Annotated in this window: 20 protein-coding genes and 1 tRNA gene; 14 read left to right on the forward strand and 7 right to left on the reverse strand. The window is 66.4% G+C overall.

All coding sequences use genetic code 11. The annotated features are described in order from the left end of the window. A partial coding sequence (locus ABD050_RS06770) for a TonB-dependent receptor plug domain-containing protein (RefSeq protein WP_343888495.1) occupies positions 1 to 691 on the reverse strand: 691 nt, incomplete at its 3' end. 487 nt (positions 692 to 1178) lie between these two features. Here ABD050_RS06770 and ABD050_RS06775 point away from each other — a divergent pair. From ABD050_RS06775 to ABD050_RS06785, 3 genes are all read left to right on the forward strand, one after another. Continuing rightward, complete coding sequence (locus ABD050_RS06775) at positions 1179 to 1724, forward strand: TetR/AcrR family transcriptional regulator (RefSeq protein ID WP_343888496.1); 546 nt, start codon at positions 1179 to 1181, stop codon at positions 1722 to 1724. 152 nt (positions 1725 to 1876) lie between these two features. After that, positions 1877 to 2719 (forward strand): SDR family NAD(P)-dependent oxidoreductase, encoded by an 843-nt coding sequence (locus tag ABD050_RS06780; protein ID WP_343888497.1) that lies wholly within the window; start codon positions 1877 to 1879, stop codon positions 2717 to 2719. A 51-nt stretch (positions 2720 to 2770) separates the two neighbouring features. Then, positions 2771 to 3682, forward strand: coding sequence for an LLM class F420-dependent oxidoreductase (locus tag ABD050_RS06785; RefSeq protein ID WP_343888498.1), 912 nt, complete (start codon positions 2771 to 2773; stop codon positions 3680 to 3682). Between the two features lie 39 nt (positions 3683 to 3721). On the opposite strand, the gene ABD050_RS06790 is transcribed toward ABD050_RS06785, so the two are convergent. Then, positions 3722 to 3796, reverse strand: a tRNA-Gly gene (locus ABD050_RS06790). 208 nt (positions 3797 to 4004) lie between these two features. Here ABD050_RS06790 and ABD050_RS06795 point away from each other — a divergent pair. Then, positions 4005 to 4901: a tetratricopeptide repeat protein gene (locus ABD050_RS06795; protein WP_343888499.1), complete on the forward strand. Its 897-nt coding sequence runs from the start codon at positions 4005 to 4007 to the stop codon at positions 4899 to 4901. Then, positions 4898 to 5551, forward strand: coding sequence for an LON peptidase substrate-binding domain-containing protein (locus tag ABD050_RS06800; protein WP_343888500.1), 654 nt, complete (start codon positions 4898 to 4900; stop codon positions 5549 to 5551). Before ABD050_RS06795 ends, ABD050_RS06800 begins: the two co-directional genes overlap by 4 nt. Before the next feature lie 24 nt (positions 5552 to 5575). Here the strand turns inward: ABD050_RS06800 and ABD050_RS06805 are convergent, their stop codons facing one another. Together ABD050_RS06805 and ABD050_RS06810 are read right to left on the reverse strand one after the other, a co-directional pair. Continuing rightward, positions 5576 to 6037: a hypothetical protein gene (locus tag ABD050_RS06805; protein WP_343888501.1), complete on the reverse strand. Its 462-nt coding sequence runs from the start codon at positions 6035 to 6037 to the stop codon at positions 5576 to 5578. A gap of 31 nt (positions 6038 to 6068) precedes the next feature. Then, positions 6069 to 7286 (reverse strand): UbiH/UbiF/VisC/COQ6 family ubiquinone biosynthesis hydroxylase, encoded by a 1218-nt coding sequence (locus ABD050_RS06810; protein ID WP_343888502.1) that lies wholly within the window; start codon positions 7284 to 7286, stop codon positions 6069 to 6071. Positions 7287 to 7399: 113 nt separating this feature from the next. Between ABD050_RS06810 and ABD050_RS06815 the strand changes: the two genes are divergently transcribed. The 4 genes from ABD050_RS06815 (at position 7400) to ribA (ending at position 12599) form a co-directional block, all read left to right on the forward strand. Continuing rightward, on the forward strand, positions 7400 to 9700 hold the full coding sequence (locus tag ABD050_RS06815; RefSeq protein ID WP_343888503.1) for a DNA translocase FtsK: 2301 nt from the start codon (positions 7400 to 7402) through the stop codon (positions 9698 to 9700). Between the two features lie 105 nt (positions 9701 to 9805). Further along, entirely contained in the window at positions 9806 to 10387 is a 582-nt protein-coding gene (locus tag ABD050_RS06820) for a LolA family protein (RefSeq protein ID WP_343888687.1), read from the forward strand. 359 nt (positions 10388 to 10746) lie between these two features. Next, positions 10747 to 11541 (forward strand): exodeoxyribonuclease III, encoded by a 795-nt coding sequence (locus ABD050_RS06825; protein ID WP_343888504.1) that lies wholly within the window; start codon positions 10747 to 10749, stop codon positions 11539 to 11541. After that, positions 11538 to 12599, forward strand: coding sequence for a GTP cyclohydrolase II (ribA, locus tag ABD050_RS06830; protein WP_343888505.1), 1062 nt, complete (start codon positions 11538 to 11540; stop codon positions 12597 to 12599). The genes ABD050_RS06825 and ribA overlap by 4 nt, the downstream gene beginning before the upstream one ends. 33 nt (positions 12600 to 12632) lie before the next feature. Here the strand turns inward: ribA and ABD050_RS06835 are convergent, their stop codons facing one another. Together ABD050_RS06835 and ABD050_RS06840 are read right to left on the reverse strand one after the other, a co-directional pair. Then, a complete protein-coding gene (locus ABD050_RS06835) occupies positions 12633 to 13295 on the reverse strand; it encodes an HAD family hydrolase (protein ID WP_343888506.1) in 663 nt (220 codons plus the stop codon). Then, a complete protein-coding gene (locus tag ABD050_RS06840) occupies positions 13292 to 13960 on the reverse strand; it encodes a YggS family pyridoxal phosphate-dependent enzyme (protein WP_343888507.1) in 669 nt (222 codons plus the stop codon). The genes ABD050_RS06835 and ABD050_RS06840 overlap by 4 nt, the downstream gene beginning before the upstream one ends. Positions 13961 to 14030: 70 nt before the next feature. Between ABD050_RS06840 and ABD050_RS06845 the strand changes: the two genes are divergently transcribed. Beyond that, the gene (locus ABD050_RS06845; protein ID WP_343888508.1) at positions 14031 to 14531 is read left to right on the forward strand and encodes a thiamine phosphate synthase; all 501 of its coding nucleotides are present in this window, start codon (positions 14031 to 14033) and stop codon (positions 14529 to 14531) included. A 7-nt stretch (positions 14532 to 14538) separates the two neighbouring features. On the opposite strand, the gene ABD050_RS06850 is transcribed toward ABD050_RS06845, so the two are convergent. Further along, positions 14539 to 15198 (reverse strand): hypothetical protein, encoded by a 660-nt coding sequence (locus ABD050_RS06850; RefSeq protein WP_343888509.1) that lies wholly within the window; start codon positions 15196 to 15198, stop codon positions 14539 to 14541. A 268-nt stretch (positions 15199 to 15466) separates the two neighbouring features. Between ABD050_RS06850 and ABD050_RS06855 the strand changes: the two genes are divergently transcribed. The 4 genes from ABD050_RS06855 to holA are packed head-to-tail and all read left to right on the forward strand — an operon-like array spanning position 15467 to position 19986. Further along, positions 15467 to 15904, forward strand: coding sequence for a DUF3576 domain-containing protein (locus ABD050_RS06855; RefSeq protein ID WP_343888510.1), 438 nt, complete (start codon positions 15467 to 15469; stop codon positions 15902 to 15904). 13 nt (positions 15905 to 15917) lie between these two features. Further along, a complete protein-coding gene (gene leuS / locus ABD050_RS06860) occupies positions 15918 to 18455 on the forward strand; it encodes a leucine--tRNA ligase (protein ID WP_343888511.1) in 2538 nt (845 codons plus the stop codon). After that, entirely contained in the window at positions 18452 to 18949 is a 498-nt protein-coding gene (gene lptE / locus ABD050_RS06865; RefSeq protein WP_343888512.1) for an LPS assembly lipoprotein LptE, read from the forward strand. The genes leuS and lptE overlap by 4 nt, the downstream gene beginning before the upstream one ends. Positions 18950 to 18972: 23 nt before the next feature. After that, entirely contained in the window at positions 18973 to 19986 is a 1014-nt protein-coding gene (holA, locus tag ABD050_RS06870; RefSeq protein WP_343888513.1) for a DNA polymerase III subunit delta, read from the forward strand. The last annotated feature ends 2 nt before the right edge of the window (positions 19987 to 19988 follow it).

Consider the following 19988-nt stretch of genomic DNA (forward strand, 5'->3'; position numbering starts at 1 on the left):
AGTCCTTCGGGCCGACCCCGCTGATATTGTTGAGATAACCGTCTCGCGTCATGCGATCCACGCCCATGCGGACCCGGAAGGTGTCGGAAAGCGGAATGTTGAGCACGCCCTGGACCCGGCGCATGTCGTAATTGCCGTAGGAGCCCTCGACATAGCCCTCGAGCTTGTAGGTCGGTCGCTGCGGCACCAGCAGCACTGCGCCGCCCGTCGTGTTGCGGCCAAACAGCGTGCCCTGCGGCCCTTTCAGGACCTGGACGTTCTGCAGATCGAAAAAACTGCCCGGCAGCACGCCATCCCCGGCCGGCAGGCCATTGGAGGCGCCGCGCGGGGCGACGACATCAGCGAAATAGACGCCGACCGACGGCGCCGTGCCGATATCCTGAGCAAAGCCGCGCAGGGCAAAGGTGGTATTCTCATTGCCGAAATTGGCGTTTGCCGAAAGCGACGGCGTATAGGTCGCCAGATCCTGGGCGTTCACGACGTTGCGGCTGGTCAATTGCTGCTGGTTGAAAACCGTGATCGAGATCGGAACGTCCTGAAGCCGTTCATCGACACGCCGGGCAGAGACGATGACATCGTCGGGGGCAGTGTTTTCCGACGCAGGCCTGTCCTGCGCAAAGGCGGAACCCCAGGCCCCGCACGCCAGGATCGTCGATGCAAGAATGGCGTATCTATGGAATGACTTGGACATTTTTCCGCTCCCTTTTTGTTCGTGATTTACTCAGCCCTCTCCGGGGCGTTTTCTTCCTCACTGCACGTCTTGGAAATTCGGCGTGTCGTTACCCATCGGCCGCGGCGTGACGGCGATATTCCGGGCGCGCCGGCTGTTGCAGCAAAGGGGCCCGACGTTTCGCGATTGGGTCGGTGAAGCGGGATCATTGACGCGGAGAGCGCCCGGAGGCGTGCGCCGGCGAGCCGATCAAAGGCGCCGTGTCGCTGGGCGTGCATTGCCATCCGCATCCTCCCTGGTTCGGCACGACTTGCCGCCCGGGGCGGTCTGTCGATCGTGCGAACGCGGCCACCAAAGGAATCGACTTGCCGTGTCGCAGGGCTGTTTTCTGAGGATCAGCCTCTGGGACGAAAGGCGAGCTTTGCCCGAACCCCTTATATGATCCATTGATCAGTTATGGGTCTATGGAGTCAGTTGAGCTCTGTCAACGGTGACGCTATCGGGCGTTATGACAGCATCGGAGCCGAAACGGCGCAATACGCCAAAGACAAAGGCCAAAATCATCGCCGCGGCGATCGAGACCTTCGCCGAACTAGGCTATTCGCAAGCAGGCGTTCGCGACATTGCCCGCAAGGCCGATGTCGCATCGTCGCTCGTATTCCAGCATTTCGGGTCTAAACTCGGCCTGTTCGAAGCCAGCCTGATCGCAGCGGTGGGCGAGTCGACCGTGCTCGAGGGCGATCGCTCGACGGCGGGCGCGCGCCTCGCGGACCTGACCCTGGCGAATGCCGATATCAGTCTGACCACGATGATGGTGCTGTCGATTGGCGACCCCGAAGCATCGGCGGTCACCGCAAGGGTGACCAAAGGCCATATCCTCGACCGGCTTGCCGACTGGCTCGGGCCACCCGATGCCGAGGCCAGGGCGATGAACCTCATCATGCTGATGACCGGGTTCTCGGTCTATATCCGCCGCATCCCGGTCGCGCCCATTCAGCGGGTGACGATGGATTGGCTCGCCGAATCGGTCCAGGCGATCGTCGACAGACGCTGACCGAGTATTGCCGGCCGGGCAATCGCCCCACCGATATCATCCCCTGAACCGCCAAGCGGAAGCGGCGGACGTTGACTTGCGCGCGCCGATGGCAGCGAAAGAATGTTCGGGAGCCTGAGGGCCGGAGGTGGAGGAGGATCGTGGCGCCAGGCATGTGTCAGCTCGATGATCAGGTCGCGATCGTTACCGGCGGCGGCGGCGGGATCGGGCGCGCCATCGCCCTTGCCCTGGCCGGGGCGGGCGCCGACATCGTCGTCGCCGACATCATCCCGGAGCGTTGCGCCGAAGTGGAGGCGCGGGTGGCCGAACTGGGCCGTGCCTGCCTCGCCATCCCCACCGACATGGCGAAGACCGACCAGGTCAGCGCGATGGTGGAGACCGCACGGGCGCGGTTCGGCCGGATCGACATTCTGGTCAACAATGCCGGCGGCGTCAGCCGCAAGCCGTTTCTCGCGCAGAGCGAGACCAGCTGGCGGCGCCATATCGACCTCAACCTGATCAGCATGTTCGCCGCGACATCGGCCGCGGTGCCGGTGATGATCGCGGGCGGGCGGGGCGGCAGCATCATCAACGTCTCGAGCATCGAGGGATCGCGCGCCGCGCCGGGCTATGCCGTCTACGCAGCCTGCAAGGCGGGCATGAACAATTACACCCGCACCATGGCGCTCGAGCTGGCCGATCACGGCATCCGCGTGAACGTCATCGCGCCCGATTTCACGACAACGCCGGGCACGCGCGGCAATGTCAGCGGGCCGGTCGACGAATCGACCTGGATCAGCATCTCCCCTGAAATGGAGGACGCGACCAGGCGGCGCATCCCCCTGCTGCGGCCGGGCGCTGATCGGGAGTGCGGGCAGGCGGCCCTGTTCCTGGCCTCAGCGATGAGCAGCTATGTGACGGGCATCGTGCTGCCGGTCGATGGCGGGAGCTGGGCATCGTCGGGCTGGGTCCGTGACCGCGCCGGCAAATGGGTTCTGGCCGAGGTGAACAGCTAGCGTATCGCGAGCATCGCAGCGCGCCCAAGCATAGCGAGAGGAAGCAACGCCGTGAAGATCAACGTTCCCCTGCCGTTCGACCATGCCGATCTGCCGGCCGAATTCGGCACGATGGAGGCAGTCATCGAGATCGGCACCACGATCGAGCGGGCCGGGTTCAATGCAGGCCTCGTCACCGATCATCCCGTGCCGACCGGGCGCTGGCTCGATTCGGGCGGCCATCATGCGCAGGGGCCCTTCGTCATGCTGGCGCTGCTCGCCGCGCACACCAAGACGCTCCGGCTGCAGACCGGCATCCTGGTGCTGCCCTATCGCAATCCCTTCATCGTCGCGCGCGAGATCACCACGCTCGATTCCTTTGCCGGCGGCCGGGTGACGCTGAGCGTCGGTGCCGGCTATCTGAAGGGCGAGTATCGGGCGCTGGGGGTCGATTTCGAGCAGCGCAACGAGTTGATGGACGAATATATCCGCGCCCTGCGCGCAGCGACGAGCGGCGAGGAATTCACCTTCGAGGGCTCCGGCTATAATGCCTTTGGCAACCGGATCGTCCCCGGATCGCCGCAAAAGCCGGGCCTGCCCATCTATGTCGGCGGCAATGCGAAGCGGGCGATCCGCCGCGTCGTCGATCTGGCGGACGGCTGGAATCCCTTCTTCACCGCGGGTGAGACCAACACCACCACCGCGCGCACCGCCGCGATGACGGGCGAGGAGGACCTGAAGGCCGGGATCGATTACATGAAGGATTATGCGGCCCAGGTCGGCCGCAGCGACCTGCCCGAGATCGTGCTGGGCGGCGTCAACAAGCCGGGCGAGGATCTTTCAAACCAGGAAATCCTCGACCGGATCGGCGTGTACCGCGCGCTTGGCGTGACCACGGTCGCCGTCTCGGTAAAGGGCAACAGCCGCGCCGAATGGTGCGACAATGCCGAGCGCGTCGGCGAAGAGGTCATCGCGAAATTGTGAGGCTGGCCCGAAGGCCGAATATCACATGTGCTGGAAAACTGGAGCGGGCGAAGGGATTCGAACCCTCGACCCCAACCTTGGCAAGGTTGTGCTCTACCCCTGAGCTACGCCCGCTCTGGCGCCTGCGCCGGTCGGGTGGACCGGGCGGGTAAGGGGGCGGCCTCTAGCATTGGCCTTTCGACCCGGCAACCCCCCCTGAACGCCCTCTGCCCAACCCGAAACGTATCGCCTGCGAAAAGGGTTGGCTTGAAGCGCCGAGCGCCCACATAAGGCATCGACACCTGATTGATGACCCTGGGAGCAAGACTTGGCCAGCCTTGGAATGACCGCAACTGAACGCGACGCCGTCGAGGCGTTCCGCCGCGACGTCGTCGAGCCATCGATGAAGGCGCTCGTTATCATCGATTTCTGGGCTGAATGGTGCGGGCCGTGCAAGGCGCTGTCGCCGGTGCTCGAAAAGGTCGCGGCCGACTATGCCGACAAGGGCGTGGTGCTGGCGAAGATCGACACCGACAAGAACCAGTTCATCGCAGCGCAATTCCAGATCAAGTCGATCCCGACCGTCTATGCGATGTTCCAGGGACAATTGGTTGCCGACCTGACCAGCGCGCGGACCGAATCGCAGCTGAAGGCAATGCTCGACCAGATCCTGAAGCAGCTGCCGGTTGCGGGCGAGGCGGCCGAGGTGGAGGCCGAGATCGAGCCGCTGATCGCGATGGGCGAGGAAATCCTGGCCGAAGGTGATGGCGAGCGAGCGCTGGCGGTCTTTGACCAGATCGCCGAGGTGGCGCCCGACCATCCCGCCGTGCTTTCGGGCAGGGTGCGGGCCCTGGTTGCGGCGAACCGGACTGACGAGGCGGATGCGGCGCTGGCCGCGCTGCCCGCGGAGCTGGCGAAGCTGCCCGAGATCGAACGCGCGAAATCAGCGCTCGAACTCGCGCGCGACGCGAAGCCGGTCGACGACCTTGCGGGCCTTGCCGCCGAGGTCGCGGCAAACCCGGACAATCTCGACAAGCGCTTCGAGCTGGCGGGCGGCCAGATGGCGGCGGGCGACCGCGATGCCGCGGCCGATTCGCTGCTCGGCATCATCGCCGCCGATCGCGACTGGAACGAGGGCGCCGCACGCCAGCAGCTGTTGAAGCTGTTCGATGTCGTCGGCCTGGAAGACCCTTGGGTCTCGGCGCAGCGACGGCGACTTTCGGCGATTCTGTTCGGATGACCGCCACGCCGGACATCGCAGCGCCCAAAACGACCAGGCTGTCGATCTTTCCGCTGCCCGGCGCGCTGCTCTTTCCGGGCATGCATTTGCCGCTCCATATCTTCGAGCCGCGCTACCGCGCGATGGTGTCCGATTCGATGGCACGCGACCGGCGGATCGGCATGATCCAGCCGCGCCCGGGGCCGCTCGCGCCGAACGAGCAGCCGAGCCTGTTCGAGATCGGCTGTGTCGGCCGAATCGCCGAGTTCGAGACGAGCGAGGACGGGCGCTACAACCTCGTGCTCGAGGGCGTCGCGCTGTTCCGAATCCTGCGCGAGCTCGACGTGACCACGGCGTTCCGCCAGGTCGAGGCCGAATTGCTGCCGGTGCGCGACGAGCCCGAAATCCTCTCGCTGTCGCGCCGATCCTCGCTCGAGATGGAATCGCGGCGCTTCGCCGATGCGCAGGGCTATGCGGTCGATTGGGAGGCAGTGAACCGGCTCGACGACGAAGCCCTGGTCAACGGCATCGCCCAGATCGCGCCGTTCGATGTGGCGGCGAAGCAGGCTTTGCTCGAGGCGAACGGGATCGAGGACCGGGCCGAGCTGATCATTCAACTGATGCAGTTTTTCGGCCGGCACGACGGCGAGGAATCGGTGACGCTTCAGTGATGTGCACTAAGTCGGACGACCGACTTAGACTTTTTTCCCGAACAACCCGGCAAAAAATCCGGGCCGCTTGGCGCCCGGCTCTGTCTTTGCATACCCCGCAACAACCTGATCGCGATAGGCACGCCAGGAATCGAAGCTTTCCGATGCCGAGCGTGAATCAAAAAATTCGCCCGACTGAAGATCGATCGCTCTCAACTGGAGACGATTCAGGATCGCCGCAACAGCCGCTATCGCACCATCTCCACCCCGAACATGCAGCATGATGCTATCGCACTCGGCCTCTCGACCAATGTTGACCTCGATTGACCACCCCTCGCCCTCAATGACCCCCCAAGATGGATCGCCAAAGTCTGCAGACGGGAAAATTTCGACGATCTTGTCAGTCAGTGATTCTCTGCTTCCGAGAGCCGCAGGTGCGAAATCGTCCGGAATGCCCGCGATCGACTCGACCTGCGGGAAGTCGGAAATGTGAATGTCCCAGCTCACCAGCCGCTCCGCTACGCAAAAATGGTCGCGATCAAACAGTCAGCCCCTGCAGCAGCTTCGGCACTTCGCCCGATTCGCCGCGCGCCTCGGCCATGAAGCGGTCCTTGAGCGGCGGCAGCTTCTGGACAGCCGACAGGCCGAAGCGGCGGACCGCTGACGCAGTGCGGCCGGGGATGCCGAACAAGCGGGTCAGCCCGTCGGTTGCCGCCGCGACCATCAGCGTGTCGAGGCTGCGCCAGCGCTCATAGCGGGCGAGCAGTTGCGGATCGCCGGGATCGAGCCCGAGCCGCTTTCCCTCGACCAGTACCTCGACCAGGGTTGCGACATCGCGGAAGCCGACATTGACGCCCTGGCCGGCGATCGGGTGGATGCCGTGGGCCGCGTCGCCGACCAGCGCGAGCCGCTCGCCGGTGATCGTCGCCGCGTGGTGGAAGCCAAGCGGATAGCTCGACCGGGCGCCGAGCGGGCCGAGCCGGCCGAGAAAGCCGCCCATCTTCTTCTCGGCCTCGGCAAGGAAACCGCGATCGGAAAGCTTGAGCATCCCAGGCGCCTCGGCGCGGCGCACCGACCAGACGATCGCCGAGCGATGCCCCGCGGCGTCATCGTTCAGCGGCAGGATCGCGAACGGACCCTTGGGATAGAAGATTTCATAGGCGATGTTCCGGTGGCTGCGCTCGTGATGAAGCGAGGTCACCAAAGCGGCATGGTCATAGCTCCAGCGCGCGACCTTGAGGCCGGCTGCCTCGCGCGTCGGGGAATTGCGGCCTTCAGCCGCGATCAGCAGCGGCGCGCGGATCGTGTCGCCCGAATCGAGCGTCACCGCCACGCCCTGCGCGCCGCGCTCGACCGCGACCGCGCGTGTCTTCATCCGCAGGTCGATACCGGGCGCCGCTTTCGCCGCATCGAGCAAGGCGGCGCGGAGGCGGCGGTTCTCGAACATATAGCCGAGCGCGCCGCTCTCGGCATCGGGCTCGAAATCGAGCGCGCCCGGCTCGAGCCCATCGCTGACCCTGATACCCTGGATCGGGCAGCCAACGCCTTCGAGCCGCTCAACCACGCCGATCGCCTCGAGCATCCGATAGGGCGCGCTGGCGATCGCCGAGGCGCGACCGTCGAAACCGGCGGCGAGGATCACATGCGGATCGGCGATATCGATGACGATCGCAGTCAGGCCATGCGCGTCGAGCGCGACGGCCAGCGCGCTGCCGACCAGGCCGCCGCCGAGGATGATGACGTCTGCTTGCTCCATGATGCGGCTCTAGCGCGCGGCGGGCGGGCTGCCAATGCGTCCGCCTTGACGCCGGACTCGGCAAGCGCGATGATTCCGCGGCACAGACAGCGAACATCGTGAGGATCGATACAATGGCGAGCCGGGCGAATACGCCCTTGTGGCGCGAGACCGTAAGGGCAGGCGCGGCGCGGAGCGGGGCGCTGATCGGCGCGATCGCAATCGTGATTGCCGCAGCGCTGCTGCTGATTGCGCTCGCCACCTATCATTCGGGCGACCCCTCGCTCAACACCGCCTCGGGCGGGCCGGCCGAAAACTGGCTCGGCGCGCCGGGAGCGTGGATCGCCGATATCTGCTTCCTGCTGTTCGGGCCGGCGATCGCCTTCCTGCTGCCGGTCGCGCTGATGATCGCGACCCGGCTGTGGCGCGACATTCCGGTCGGGCGCTGGCGGCTGATGCTCGCCGCTTCGATCGGCGGCGTCATCCTGATCGGCACGACCTTCTCGCTCCTGTCGCATGCGGCGGTGCATGGCCTTCCCGCCGGCTATGGCGGCGTGGTCGGCATCGCGCTGGCTGATCTGCTCGGCTGGGCGATCGACCTGATCGGCGATCCGACCGCGATCTGGTGGACGTCGCATGGCATCGCCTTCGTCACCGGCCTTGCCGGCGCGGCGATCTGGGCATCGAGCTTCGTGATCGACATGGGCGACCGGCAACGCCGCCCGAAGCCGGTCGCGGCCAAGCCACTCAAGGCTGAGCGGCGTACCCCCGACCAGGAAGTGCTGCCGCCCGAGCCCGCCCGCAAGCCGACGCCGCGCGCAGTGGCGACTCCCGACGCGCGGCCGGGCCCGGTGATTTCCGATCGTGCGATCGCCCCTTCGGTCGCCAAACCCCGCGCCAAGCAGGCTTCGCTCGACCTGCGCGACAACTACCGGCTGCCGCCGCTCGACCTGCTCAAGCCGGCGCCGCCGGCACCGGGCGGACCGATCGACAAGGTCGCGCTCGAGCGCAATGCCCGGCTGCTCGAATCAGTGCTCGACGATTTCCACGTGAAGGGATCGATCGTCGAGGTGCGGCCGGGTCCGGTCGTCACCATGTACGAGCTCGAGCCGGCCAGCGGGATCAAGGCGAGCCGGGTGATCCAGCTCGCCGACGATATCGCCCGCAACATGTCGGCGATTTCGGCGCGCGTCGCAACGATTCCGGGGCGGACGGTGATCGGCATCGAACTGCCCAATGCGCGGCGCGAGACGGTCGGGCTGCACGAACTGGTCGGATCGCAGAGCTTCGAGGACCAGTCGGCCTCGCTGCCGCTTATCCTCGGCAAGAATATCGCGGGCGATCCCGTCATCGCCGATCTCGCGCCGATGCCGCATCTGCTCGTCGCGGGCACGACCGGCTCGGGCAAGTCGGTCGGACTCAACTGCATGATCCTCTCGTTGCTCTACCGGCTGACGCCCGACCAGTGCCGGATGATCATGATCGACCCCAAGATGCTCGAACTGAGCATGTATGAGGACATCCCCCATCTCCTCTCGCCGGTCGTCACTGATCCTGCGAAAGCGGTGCGCGCGCTGAAATGGGCGGTCGAACAGATGGAGGAACGCTACCGGATGATGTCGTCGGTGGGCGTCCGCAGCCTCGCCAGCTTCAACGACAAGGTCCGCGCCGCCCGGCAAAAGGGCCAGCCGCTCGGGCGCCGGGTGCAGACCGGCTATCATCCCGAGACCGGCCAGCCGGTCTATGAGGAGGAGACGCTCGACTTCCAGGTGCTGCCGCAGATCGTGGTGATCGTCGACGAGCTGGCTGACCTGATGATGACCGCCGGCAAGGAAGTCGAATTCCTGATCCAGCGGCTCGCGCAAAAGGCGCGCGCGGCCGGCATCCACCTGATCATGGCGACGCAGCGCCCCTCGGTGGACGTCATCACCGGCGTGATCAAGGCGAACCTGCCGACGCGAATCAGCTTCCACGTCACCTCGAAGATCGATTCGCGCACCATTCTCGGCGAGCAGGGCGCCGAACAGCTGCTCGGCAAGGGCGACATGCTCTATATGCCCGGCGGCAAGGGGATCGTCCGCGTGCACGGGCCGTTCGTCTCGGACGACGAAGTGCGCGCTGTCGCCGATCACTGGCGCGGCCAGGGGCGGCCGGACTATATCCAGTCAGTCACCGAGGAGCCCGAGGACGGCTTCGCGCTCGACGGCGCGCCGATGGGCGAGGATTCGGCCGAGGACCAGCAATATCGCTCGGCGATCCAGCTCGTGGTCGAAAGCCAGAAGGCATCGACCTCCTGGCTGCAGCGCCAGCTCCGCGTCGGCTATAATTCGGCGGCGCGGCTGATCGAGCGGATGGAGAAGGACGGCATCGTCAGCCGGCCCGACCATGTCGGGCGGCGCGACGTGTTGCGCGATCGCGACGGGAACCCGCTATAGGGTCACTGGTTCAGAACGGGTTCAACCCTGTTCCCTCACTGTGCAGGGCTTTCCCGGGAGAATGACGTGAATCTTCGTATCCCCAGCGTGCTGGCGCTGCTCGCCATGCCGGTGATCGCCATCGCTGCGCCCCAGCCCGCCACCGGCGACCTGGCGGCGGTCCAGCATCATCTCCGGTCAGTCGAGACGATGACCGCCGCGTTCAGCCAGACCGACCGCGCCGGCAAGGTGCTTACCGGCGTGCTGACGCTCAAGAAGCCGGGCAAGATCCGCTTCCAATATGAAAAGGGCGTACCGATCCTGATCGTCGGCGACGGCCATGCGCTGACCTTCATCGATTATTCGGTGAAGCAGGTGCAGCGCTGGCCGATCGGGAATTCACCGCTTGCCGTGCTGCTCAACCCCTACCGCGACATGACGAAATTCGCGAAGATCGTGCCGGGCATCGATCCGCGGATCCTGTCGGTCGAGGCCTATGATCCGAAGCATCCCGAATATGGCCGCATCACGCTCGTCTTCATCCGCAACGCAGCGGCACCGGGCGGGCTGATGCTGCAGGGATGGGTCGCGCTCGATTCGCAGAACAACCGCACGACGATCAGGCTGTCGAATCAGCAGTTCAACGCGCCCGTGAGCGACAGGACGTTCAATTGGAACGACCCACGTCGCAATTCTCCCAAAAATTGAGATTTCGTTCATAGTGGCGACAGGTTCGCGACCCTAGAAAGGCCTCGCGGATGTGGGGTGGTCTCGGGATTTTCCCCCTGTTGCCCGAACGGCTCCACTTCCCGCCTGCGTGACGAACGCTAGGTCGGCCCTCGCTCCATGCCCCCGGAGCGAGGGCCTTTCTCTTGGACCTCTCCGGTTCGGCCCATGCCGGGCTGCAAAGCGCTATTTCCTGCGCTTCGGTGCTCACCTACTGAAGTACGCTGCGCTCCAATGCTCGGAAATCGCCCTTTTCGCCTCGACCTGAACCGAACTGGAGAGGTCCAAGTCGGCCAAAGCCTGCTCTGGCGCACCGCCGCGTGGGTGGCTACATCGCCGTGATGACGGACGGGCTCAAGATCGTTTCCTGGAACATCAATTCGGTGCGTTTCCGCATCGAGATCGTCGAACGCTTCCTGCGCGAGGTGTCTCCCGACATCTTGTGCCTGCAGGAAACCAAGGTGATCGACGGGGATTTCCCGACAGCGCCGTTCCGCGCGCTCGGCTACAAGCATATCGTGCTCCACGGCCAGCGCATGCACCACGGCGTGGCGATCATCAGCCGCGTGCCGCTGGTCGAGGACGACCGGTTCGACTGGCAGGCGAACCGCGAGGCGCGCCATGTCGGGGTGCGGCTCGATAACGGTATGCGGCTGGAGAATGTCTACGTCCCGGCGGGCGGTGATATTCCGAACCGCGACGTGAACCCGAAATTCGGCCAGAAGCTCGATTTCGTCGAGCGGATGACGCGCTGGTCGGAAGGGTTGAAGGTCCCGACGATCCTGGTCGGCGATTTCAATATCGCGCCGCTCGAATCGGACGTCTGGAGCCACAAGCAATTGCTCGATGTGGTCAGCCACACGCCGATCGAGGTCGCCGCGCTCGACGCGCTGAAGGCGTCGAACGACTGGGTCGACCTCGGCCGGCATTTCGTGCCGCCGCCGGAGCGGTTGTTCACCTGGTGGAGCTACCGCGCCAAGGACTGGCTTGCCTCCGATCGCGGCCGGCGGCTCGACCATATGTGGGCGACCCGCGATATCGCCGGCACCGCCGTCTCGCACCGTGTCTTCGAGGATTGCCGAAGCTGGCTCAAGCCGTCTGACCATGTGCCGATCATGACCGAGTTCGCTGTGTGACCGACGCGCACCGCACCGCCAATGCGATTGATGCGCTGCGCCGGGGCTGGCCGATCGCGATCGCCGGACCTGACGGCACGCTGGCGCTGCTGCCGATCGAGACAGCCGATCCCGAACGCCTTGCCGCCTTCGATCCCGCGGGCACGGCGCCGGTGCTGCTTTCCGCGGGCCGCGCCGCGACCCTCAAGCTCGCCAATCAGCGCGACGCCGCGGCGCCCGATTCGCCGGTACTGGTCGAGCGTGCGCCATGGCTCGATTTCGCGACGGCGACCGCGCTCGCCGATCCCCAGTTCGACCTGCAGACGCCGATGAAGGGGCCATTTCGCGCGATTCCGATCGAGGCCGGCGCGGCCGCGGCCGCCGCGTTGCGGCTGGCGCGGGTGGGCGGCGTGCTGCCCGCCTTTTTCGCAAGCAGCGGCGGGCACGCCGACCTGATTCTGACGCCCGGCGATATCGACGCACATGAGGATGCCGCCCGGCTGACGATCGCGACCCGCGCCAGGCTACCGGTGTTCGGGGCTGAAAACACCGAGATCGTCGCCTTCCGCACCCCTGAAATGCCGGGCGAGCATGTCGCGTTGCTGATCGGCGCGCCGAACGGACGGCCGCCGCTCGTCCGGCTGCACAGCGAATGCCTGACCGGCGACGTGCTCGGCAGCCTGAAATGCGATTGCGGACCGCAGCTCCACGCCGCGGTCGAGGCGATCGAGGCGAGCGGCTGGGGCATCCTGCTTTATCTCCGCCAGGAAGGGCGCGGCATCGGGCTGATCAACAAGCTGCGTGCCTATGCGCTGCAGGACCAGGGCTTCGATACGGTCGACGCCAATACCCGGCTCGGCTTCGCGGTCGATTCGCGCAACTTCGCGGTGGCGGCGCGGATGCTCGAACTGCTCGGCCAGCGATCGGTGCGGCTGCTGACCAATAACCCGGAAAAAGTGGCGCAGCTCGAGCGGGCCGGGATTCAGGTAGTCGAGCGGGTGCCGCATGTGCTGCCGTCGAACCCGTATAACGAACGCTATCTGGCGACCAAGCGGGACCGGACGGGACACCAGTTCTAGCCTGATCGCCCTGTCGGACCGGCCCGGCATCCTCTACGCGATCAGCCGGGCGACCTCGTCGAAGCCGGTGGCAATATCCTGCACGCCGATCGCCCGCAGGCGATCGGCATGATCCGGCCCGCAATGGCTGCCGCCGACAAAGCCGATGACATGGCCGCCCGAGGCGACAGCACCCGTAGCGCCGACCGGCGAATCCTCGATGATCGCAGTGCGTGCGATATCGAGACCCAGCGCCGCGGCGGCGTGCAGGTAGAGATCGGGCGCAGGCTTGCCGCGCACCACATGCTCGCGGCCCGAAAAGATCATCGCGCCGAACGCGTCGCGTATCCCGAGATGTTCGAGATGCCGTTCGATCCAGGCAGTCGAGCTCGACGAGGCGACCGCCCGCGGCAAGGACGGCGGCAGGCTGCGGACGAAGGCGACCGCGCCCACTACCGCCTCGAGCCCCTCGCGCATCGCCCGCTCGTCTTCGGCCTTGCGTGCGACGTGGAAATCCTCAGGGAGCGGCCGCCCGATCCAGCGCTCGAGCGCGGCGAGGAAATCATCGCCGGCAAGGCCCATGAAATTGGCCATCGACTGGTCCGGCGTGGTCGGATGGCCGATTCCGGTCAGATATTCGGCGATCTGCTTGTTGCCGGCATATTCGCTTTCGAGCAGCACGCCGTCGAAATCGAAGATCAGTCCCTCGAACCTCATCCGCGCGCCCCGAAGAGCGCAGTGCCGACCCGGACATGAGTCGCACCGAGCGTCACCGCCGTCTCGTAATCGCCCGACATGCCCATGCTGAGCCCGTCCAGGCCGTGCTGACGCGCGAGTTTCGCCAGCAGCGCGAAATAGGGCGCTGCTTCCACATCGGCCGGCGGCACCGCCATCAGCCCGGCGACCGGCAGGCCGGCATCGCGTGCCTCGGCGAGCAGGCCGGGCAGGGCGTCGATCGCGCAGCCGCCCTTTTGCGGCTCGTCGCCGATGTTGACCTGGAGGAAACAGGTCGGGCGCTGATCGTGCCGCTCCATCGCGCGGGCGAGCGCGGTCACCAGCGAGGACCGGTCGACTGAATGAATCGCGTCGAACAGCGCGACGGCTTCCTCAGCCTTGTTCGACTGGAGCTGGCCGACGAGATGGAGCCGGGCCTCGGGCCAGGCAACACGAAGATCAGGCCATTTCGCCTGCGCTTCCTGGACCCGATTCTCGCCGAACGCGCGGTGGCCGGCGGCGAGCAGCGGCGCGATTTCCTCGGCCGACCTGGTCTTCGAGACAGCGATCAGGGTTACCGACTCGGCTTTCCGGCCGGCAAGGTGCGCGGCGCGGGCAATCGCCTCATTGACGGCGGCAAGTCGGGTCTCGGGGTCGTCGGGCCGCATCGGCAGCGCTATAGGCAGGCCCGTGCCCCACCGCCACCCCATCCGCCGTGCGATCCCGACATTATGGCTGATGACTGACGAGCGAATGGGCGACGGGCTCCTGGCGGCGATCGAGGTGCTGCCGCGCGGGGCCGGCATCGTCTTTCGCCATCACGCGACGAATCGGGCCGAGCGACGCGCGCTGTTCGAGCAGGTGGCGCGAATCGCGCGGCGCAAGCGGCTGGTGCTGGTGCGCGCGGGACCCGAGCGCCTCGGTCGCGGCGAGGCCGGGGTGCATGGCGATCTCCCGCGCGTCCATCCGGGGCTGCGCACCTCGCCTGCCCATTCGCGCGCGCAGGCGGTCACCGCAAGGCGCGCCGGGGCCGACATCGTCTTCGTCTCGCCTGTTCACCCGACCCGTTCGCATCCCGGCGCACGATCGCTCGGGGCGCTGCGCGCCGCGGCGATCGCGCGCGGGTTGGGGCTGAAGACCATTGCCCTGGGCGGAATGGACTCACGCCGATTCGGGCGGTTGCGCGGGCTTGGCTTTCATGGCTGGGCAGCGATCGACGCCTGGCGCCCGATCAGTTAGCGCCGGATCAGAAGCGGAAGGCAGTCCCGACATAGACGGCCTGGCTGTCCCGGCGATCATCGGTCAGCTGCGCCAGCCGATCACGCTCGGCCTTGTAGCGCACGCCCGCCGTCACATCGAGGTTGCGGGTCAGTCGATAGGAGCCGCCGACATCGAGCGAATAGGCAGGTGCTTCCTCGACCAGCTTGGGCGCATTGGCCAGCGGCCGGTCGGCAATAGCCTTCACCCGGCCGGTAAAGCGCTTCAGCGAATAGCTCACGCCGACATCGACTGCCTCGCGGCTGCCGGGCACGCCGGCAAGATCCACCTTCGAGACATCGCCCGAGAGCGCGAACCGGCGCCAGCCGACCGCGACGCCGAGATTATAGGCGATCGGCGCCAGCGCGACCGACGACGACCCGTCATTGATCGACCCGACACGCTCAGCCGCCAGCGCGGTGCGCGACGAACGGGCACGGACGGCGACCGTCACCGCGCGGCTACCGTCGCGGCGCGAATCGGTCGGGGTGAAACGGAAGCTGCTGGTATCGAGGCCGCTGCGCGCGAACACGGCCGCGAGCCGGGGGTCGGCCGCGGCGGGGGTGAAGGATCCGATTCCGTACACGCTGGAAGGCGCGCGCTTCACCAGACGGGCCGATTCGCCGGGTGCACCGATCGCAGGCGCCATGGCGAAGCCGGCGGCGACAAGCGCCCCAACCCCGATTCCGGACAGCAAACGACCTGAAAACACTTCGCAACCCCTCTGGCGTCGGATTCGACGTCTTATCTCACAACGCGCCTATCACGATTCAAGCGCCGCCTGCCACTGTCTTGACTCATTTTCTGCGCAAGTGTTGCCCATGGCACACAGACGGTGCCCGACCGGCGCGCTTGCGGCGGACGCGAGACCATCTATAGATGCCCTGACTTTCATGAAACCGTCCAGGAAAATGCCGATGATCCGCCCGTTGCGCACCGCGATCGTGGTTTCGCTCGCCCTCCCGCTCGTCGCTTGCGGCCATCACCGCGGCGGCCATCCGCAGGCGGATCTGGCTGCGTCCAAGGTCACCACGATCGGCGTGAACAGTTATTTGTGGCGCGCCAGCCTCGATACGCTGAGCTTCATGCCGCTGCTCCAGACCGATTCGAACGGCGGCGTGATCGTCACCGACTGGTATGTGAACCCCCGCGCGCCGACCGAGCGGATGAAGGTGACGGTGACGATCCTCGACCAGGATCTCCGTGCCGACGCCGTCCGCGTGGCTGCGCTGCGCGAGGTCAACCAGGGCGGGCAATGGGTCGCCGCACCGGTTGCCGCTTCGACTGTCCAGAAGCTCGAGGACATCATTCTGACGCGGGCGCGCGATCTGCGCCGTGCCGCTATCGCAAGCTAGGATTTCTGCAACAATGGCGTCCCGCTTCAACGCGCTGAAGGCGGACGCGGCATGGCAGGCGGTGTGGGACGAGCGCCGCACCTTTGCCGCGCGCGACGATTCGCCCAAACCCCGTACCTATGTGCTCGAAATGTTTCCCTACCCTTCGGGGCGGATTCACATGGGGCATGTCCGCAACTACACCATGGGCGACGTCCTGGCGCGCTTTCGCCGGATGACGGGCCATGAAGTGCTCCACCCGATGGGCTGGGACGCGTTCGGCATGCCGGCCGAAAATGCGGCGATGGAAAAGCATGTCCATCCCGGCGGCTGGACCCGCGCCAACATCGCGACGATGAAGGCGCAGCTGAAGCGTCTCGGCTTCGCGCTCGACTGGACCCGCGAGCTCGCGACCTGCGACCCCGACTATTACGGACACGAACAGGCGCTGTTTCTCGATCTGTTCACCAATGGCCTGGTCTATCGCAAGGAATCCTCGGTCAACTGGGATCCGGTCGACATGACCGTGCTCGCCAATGAGCAGGTGATCGATGGCCGCGGCTGGCGCTCGGGCGCCCTGGTCGAGCGGCGCAAGCTCAGCCAGTGGTTCCTCAAGATCACCGATTTCGCCGACGAGCTGCTCGAAGGCCTTAAGGGGCTCGAGCACTGGCCCGAAAAGGTGAAGCTGATGCAGGAGAACTGGATCGGCAAGAGCCAGGGCCTGACATTTCGATTCGCGCTCTCCGCTGGCGGGGAGGTCGAAGTCTTCACCACCCGCCCCGACACGATCTTCGGGGCGAGCTTCGTCGCGGTCGCCGCCGATCACCCGATCGCGCGCACGGTTGCCGCGGCGAATCCGGCAGCCGCCGAGTTCATCGAGCTGTGCAAGCGCGGCGGTACCACCGCGGCCGAGCTCGAAACCCAGGAGAAGCTCGGCTTCGACACCGGGCTTCGCGCGGTGCATCCCTTTGATCCATTGGGCGAATTACCGCTCTACATCGCCAATTTCGTGCTGATGGACTATGGCACTGGCGCTGTGTTCGGCGTGCCGGCGCACGACCAGCGCGACATGGATTTCGCGCGCAAATATGATCTGCCGGTGCGCCGGGTGGTCTCCGAAGGCGACGAGACCGATCCCGTCTTTCGCGGCGACGAGGCCTGGACCGGCCCGGGCACCCTGGTGAACTCGCACTTCCTCGATGGGCTCGATATCGAGGACGCCAAGCGCACCGTGATCCGCCGCGCCGAGGAAGAGGGCTGGGGCAAGGGAGCGACCGTGTTCCGCCTGCGCGACTGGGGCGTCTCGCGCCAGCGTTACTGGGGCACGCCGATCCCGATCATCCATTGCGACGCCTGCGGCGCGGTGCCGGTGCCGCGCGAGCAGCTGCCGGTCGTGCTGCCCGAGGATGTCAGCTTCGACATCCCCGGCAACCCGCTCGATCGCCACCCGACCTGGAAGCATGTCGATTGCCCGAGCTGCAGCGGGCCGGCGCGGCGCGAGACCGATACGCTCGACACTTTCGTCGATTCCTCCTGGTATTTCATTCGCTTCGCCAGCCAGCCCGGCAATGCGCCGTTCGACCGCGCGGTCGCCGAGAAATGGCTGCCGGTCGCTCAATATATCGGCGGGGTCGAGCATGCGATCCTGCATCTTCTCTACGCGCGCTTCTGGACCCGGGCGCTCCAGCATATCGGCAAGATCGATATCGCCGAGCCCTTTGCGGGCCTGTTCACCCAGGGGATGGTGACTCACCAGAGTTTTTTCAGTGAGGACGCCGAGACCGGGCGGATCACCTGGTATCCGCCGGACGATGTGGTGTTCGATGGCAAGACCGCGTCGCTGAAAGCAAGCGGCGACACGATTTCGGCCGGCCGGGTCGAGAAGATGTCGAAGACCAAGAAAAACACCGTCGATCCCGAACCGATCGTCGACCAATATGGCGCCGATGCGGTGCGTTGGTTCATGCTCTCCGATTCGCCGCCTGAACGTGACCTCGAATGGAGCGAATCGGGCATCGAGGGCTGCTGGCGCTTCATCCAGCGGCTTTGGCGGCTGTTCGACGGCATCGAACAGGGCGAGGGCACCGACAAGGCGCTCGATCGCAAGACTCACCAGACCATCGCCGGCGTCGCCGCCGATATCGAGGCACTGTCGTTCAACAAGGCAGTCGCCAAGCTTTACGAGCTGGTCAACGCGATCGAGCGCGCCGGGCCTTCCGCCTCGCGTACGGCTGCGATCCGCACGCTGATGCTGCTCGTCGCGCCGATGGCGCCGCATCTCGCCGAGGAGGCCTGGGCAGCGACCGGCGAGGGTTCGGCCAAGGAGGGGGGCCTGATCGCCGATGCCGCCTGGCCCGAGGTCGATCCCGCTCTGCTGATCGAGGACGAGGTGACGATCGCGATCCAGGTCAACGGCAAGCTGCGCGACACGGTGACGGTCGCCAAGGGAACGCCGCGCGACGCAATCGAGGCGATCGCCTTGGCAAATGCGAATGTGCAGCGCATTCTCGACGGTGCCGCCCCGAAAAAGGTCATCGTCGTGCCCGATCGCCTCGTGAATCTCGTCGCATGAAGCGGCTTGCCCCGCTGTTCGCGCTCGCGCTGGCCGGTTGCGGGCTGCACCCGCTCTATTCGGGCGGCAGCTCGGGCGTCGTCGCGACGACGCTGACCCGCATCGAGGTCGCGCCGATTGCGGGCAAGACCGGCTGGCTGATGACCAATGCCCTCAACGACCGGCTTGCCGCTGGCGGCGCCGCGCCGCTCTACCGGCTCGAGGTCAAGCTCGACGACCGGATCATCGGCCTGGGCGCACGCCGCGACGACAGCGTCTCGCGCGAGCGGCGAACTCTCCGCGCGCGGTTCCAGCTGATCGAGCTTGCCCATGGCTCCGTCCTGCTCGATGCGACCGCCGGCTCCGATGCCGGCATCGACGTGGTCAATTCGGAATATGCGACGATCGCGGCGGAGAATACCGCGCTCGAGCGGCTGTCGGGGATCGTCGCCGACCAGATCGTCTCGCGCGTCGCGCTCTATGCCCAGCGGACGGCCGCAGCGCCGGCCAATTAGGGCTTTCGGGTGAAGGCGCCCCGATGAAGGCGAACGCCAACCAGATTCGCGCCGCGATCGACGCCGCGAGCCCCGATATCCGCCTCTATCTTCTCCACGGCCCCGATGAATCGGGCGCTCAGGAGATCGCCGCGCGGCTGGCCCGGACGATGGGCCCCGATGCGGAGCGGGTCGATCTCGAGCCCGCCTTGCTGAAAGCCAATCCCGGGCGCCTTGCCGACGAGGCAGCATCCATGTCGCTGTTCGGCACCGCCCGGCATATCCGCATCGCCGGCGCGGGCGAGGAGTGCCTCGAGGCGGTCACCCTGCTGCTCGAATCGGAGCGCGCCGGCAATCCGGTGGTGGCGATTGCGCCCACGCTCAAATCGACCTCCAAGCTGGTCAAGCTCGCGCTCGGCGCGCCACGCGCGATGAGCTTTGCCTGTTACGTGCCCGAAGGCGGCGATGCCGAGAAGATCGCGGTCGCCATTGCGCGCGAACAGGGGTTGCGCACGACCGGAGACACGGCCGCCCGGTTGGCGAGCGCGAGCGGCGGCGACCGCGCGGTAATGACCCGCGAGCTCGAAAAGCTGGCGCTCTATCTCGACGCGGCGCCCGAGCGGCCGCGCGAGATCGACGATGCGGCGCTCGATGCGATCGGCGCTGATCTCGGCGATTCGGAAATGGCCCGCGCGATCGACGCGGCGATCGACGGTCGGCCCGACCTGCTCGGCACTGAGCTTGCCCGGCTGGAAGAGGCGGGCGTTTCGCCGATCCCGGTGCTGCGCCAGCTTGTCCGTCGGCTGATGACTCTCGCTGAATTGCGCGCCGAGGTCGATGCCGGCGCGAATCCGGGCCAGGTGATCGAGCGAGTCTTCTTCCGCGAGCGCGCCGCGACCGGACGGGCGCTGCGTACCTGGTCGGCGCCGAAGATCAGCGAGGCGATCCAGCGCGCGCGCCTCGCCGAACGCGGCGTGATGAGCGCAGCGACGGCGGGGACGGTGCTTGCCCAATCGGCCCTCGTCGCGGTCGCGCGCATGGCGGCGCGGCAGCGCTGAGG

This window comes from Sphingomonas oligophenolica (assembly GCF_039522915.1).
Taxonomy (GTDB): Bacteria; Pseudomonadota; Alphaproteobacteria; order Sphingomonadales; family Sphingomonadaceae; genus Sphingomonas; species Sphingomonas oligophenolica.

Excerpts from the sequence above, each read along its gene's own strand:
- ABD050_RS06775 (WP_343888496.1), top strand. The coding sequence starts at position 1,179 with ATGACAGCATCGGAGCCGAAACGGCGCAATACGCCAAAGACAAAGGCC.
- ABD050_RS06780 (WP_343888497.1), top strand. The coding sequence starts at position 1,877 with ATGTGTCAGCTCGATGATCAGGTCGCGATCGTTACCGGCGGCGGCGGC.
- ABD050_RS06795 (WP_343888499.1), top strand. The coding sequence starts at position 4,005 with ATGACCGCAACTGAACGCGACGCCGTCGAGGCGTTCCGCCGCGACGTC.
- ABD050_RS06800 (WP_343888500.1), top strand. The coding sequence starts at position 4,898 with ATGACCGCCACGCCGGACATCGCAGCGCCCAAAACGACCAGGCTGTCG.
- ABD050_RS06810 (WP_343888502.1), bottom strand. The coding sequence starts at position 7,286 with ATGGAGCAAGCAGACGTCATCATCCTCGGCGGCGGCCTGGTCGGCAGC.
- ABD050_RS06815 (WP_343888503.1), top strand. The coding sequence starts at position 7,400 with ATGGCGAGCCGGGCGAATACGCCCTTGTGGCGCGAGACCGTAAGGGCA.
- ABD050_RS06820 (WP_343888687.1), top strand. The coding sequence starts at position 9,806 with ATGCCGGTGATCGCCATCGCTGCGCCCCAGCCCGCCACCGGCGACCTG.
- ABD050_RS06825 (WP_343888504.1), top strand. The coding sequence starts at position 10,747 with ATGACGGACGGGCTCAAGATCGTTTCCTGGAACATCAATTCGGTGCGT.
- ABD050_RS06835 (WP_343888506.1), bottom strand. The coding sequence starts at position 13,295 with ATGAGGTTCGAGGGACTGATCTTCGATTTCGACGGCGTGCTGCTCGAA.
- ABD050_RS06840 (WP_343888507.1), bottom strand. The coding sequence starts at position 13,960 with ATGCGGCCCGACGACCCCGAGACCCGACTTGCCGCCGTCAATGAGGCG.
- ABD050_RS06845 (WP_343888508.1), top strand. The coding sequence starts at position 14,031 with ATGACTGACGAGCGAATGGGCGACGGGCTCCTGGCGGCGATCGAGGTG.
- ABD050_RS06850 (WP_343888509.1), bottom strand. The coding sequence starts at position 15,198 with ATGGCGCCTGCGATCGGTGCACCCGGCGAATCGGCCCGTCTGGTGAAG.
- ABD050_RS06855 (WP_343888510.1), top strand. The coding sequence starts at position 15,467 with ATGATCCGCCCGTTGCGCACCGCGATCGTGGTTTCGCTCGCCCTCCCG.
- leuS (WP_343888511.1), top strand. The coding sequence starts at position 15,918 with ATGGCGTCCCGCTTCAACGCGCTGAAGGCGGACGCGGCATGGCAGGCG.
- lptE (WP_343888512.1), top strand. The coding sequence starts at position 18,452 with ATGAAGCGGCTTGCCCCGCTGTTCGCGCTCGCGCTGGCCGGTTGCGGG.
- holA (WP_343888513.1), top strand. The coding sequence starts at position 18,973 with ATGAAGGCGAACGCCAACCAGATTCGCGCCGCGATCGACGCCGCGAGC.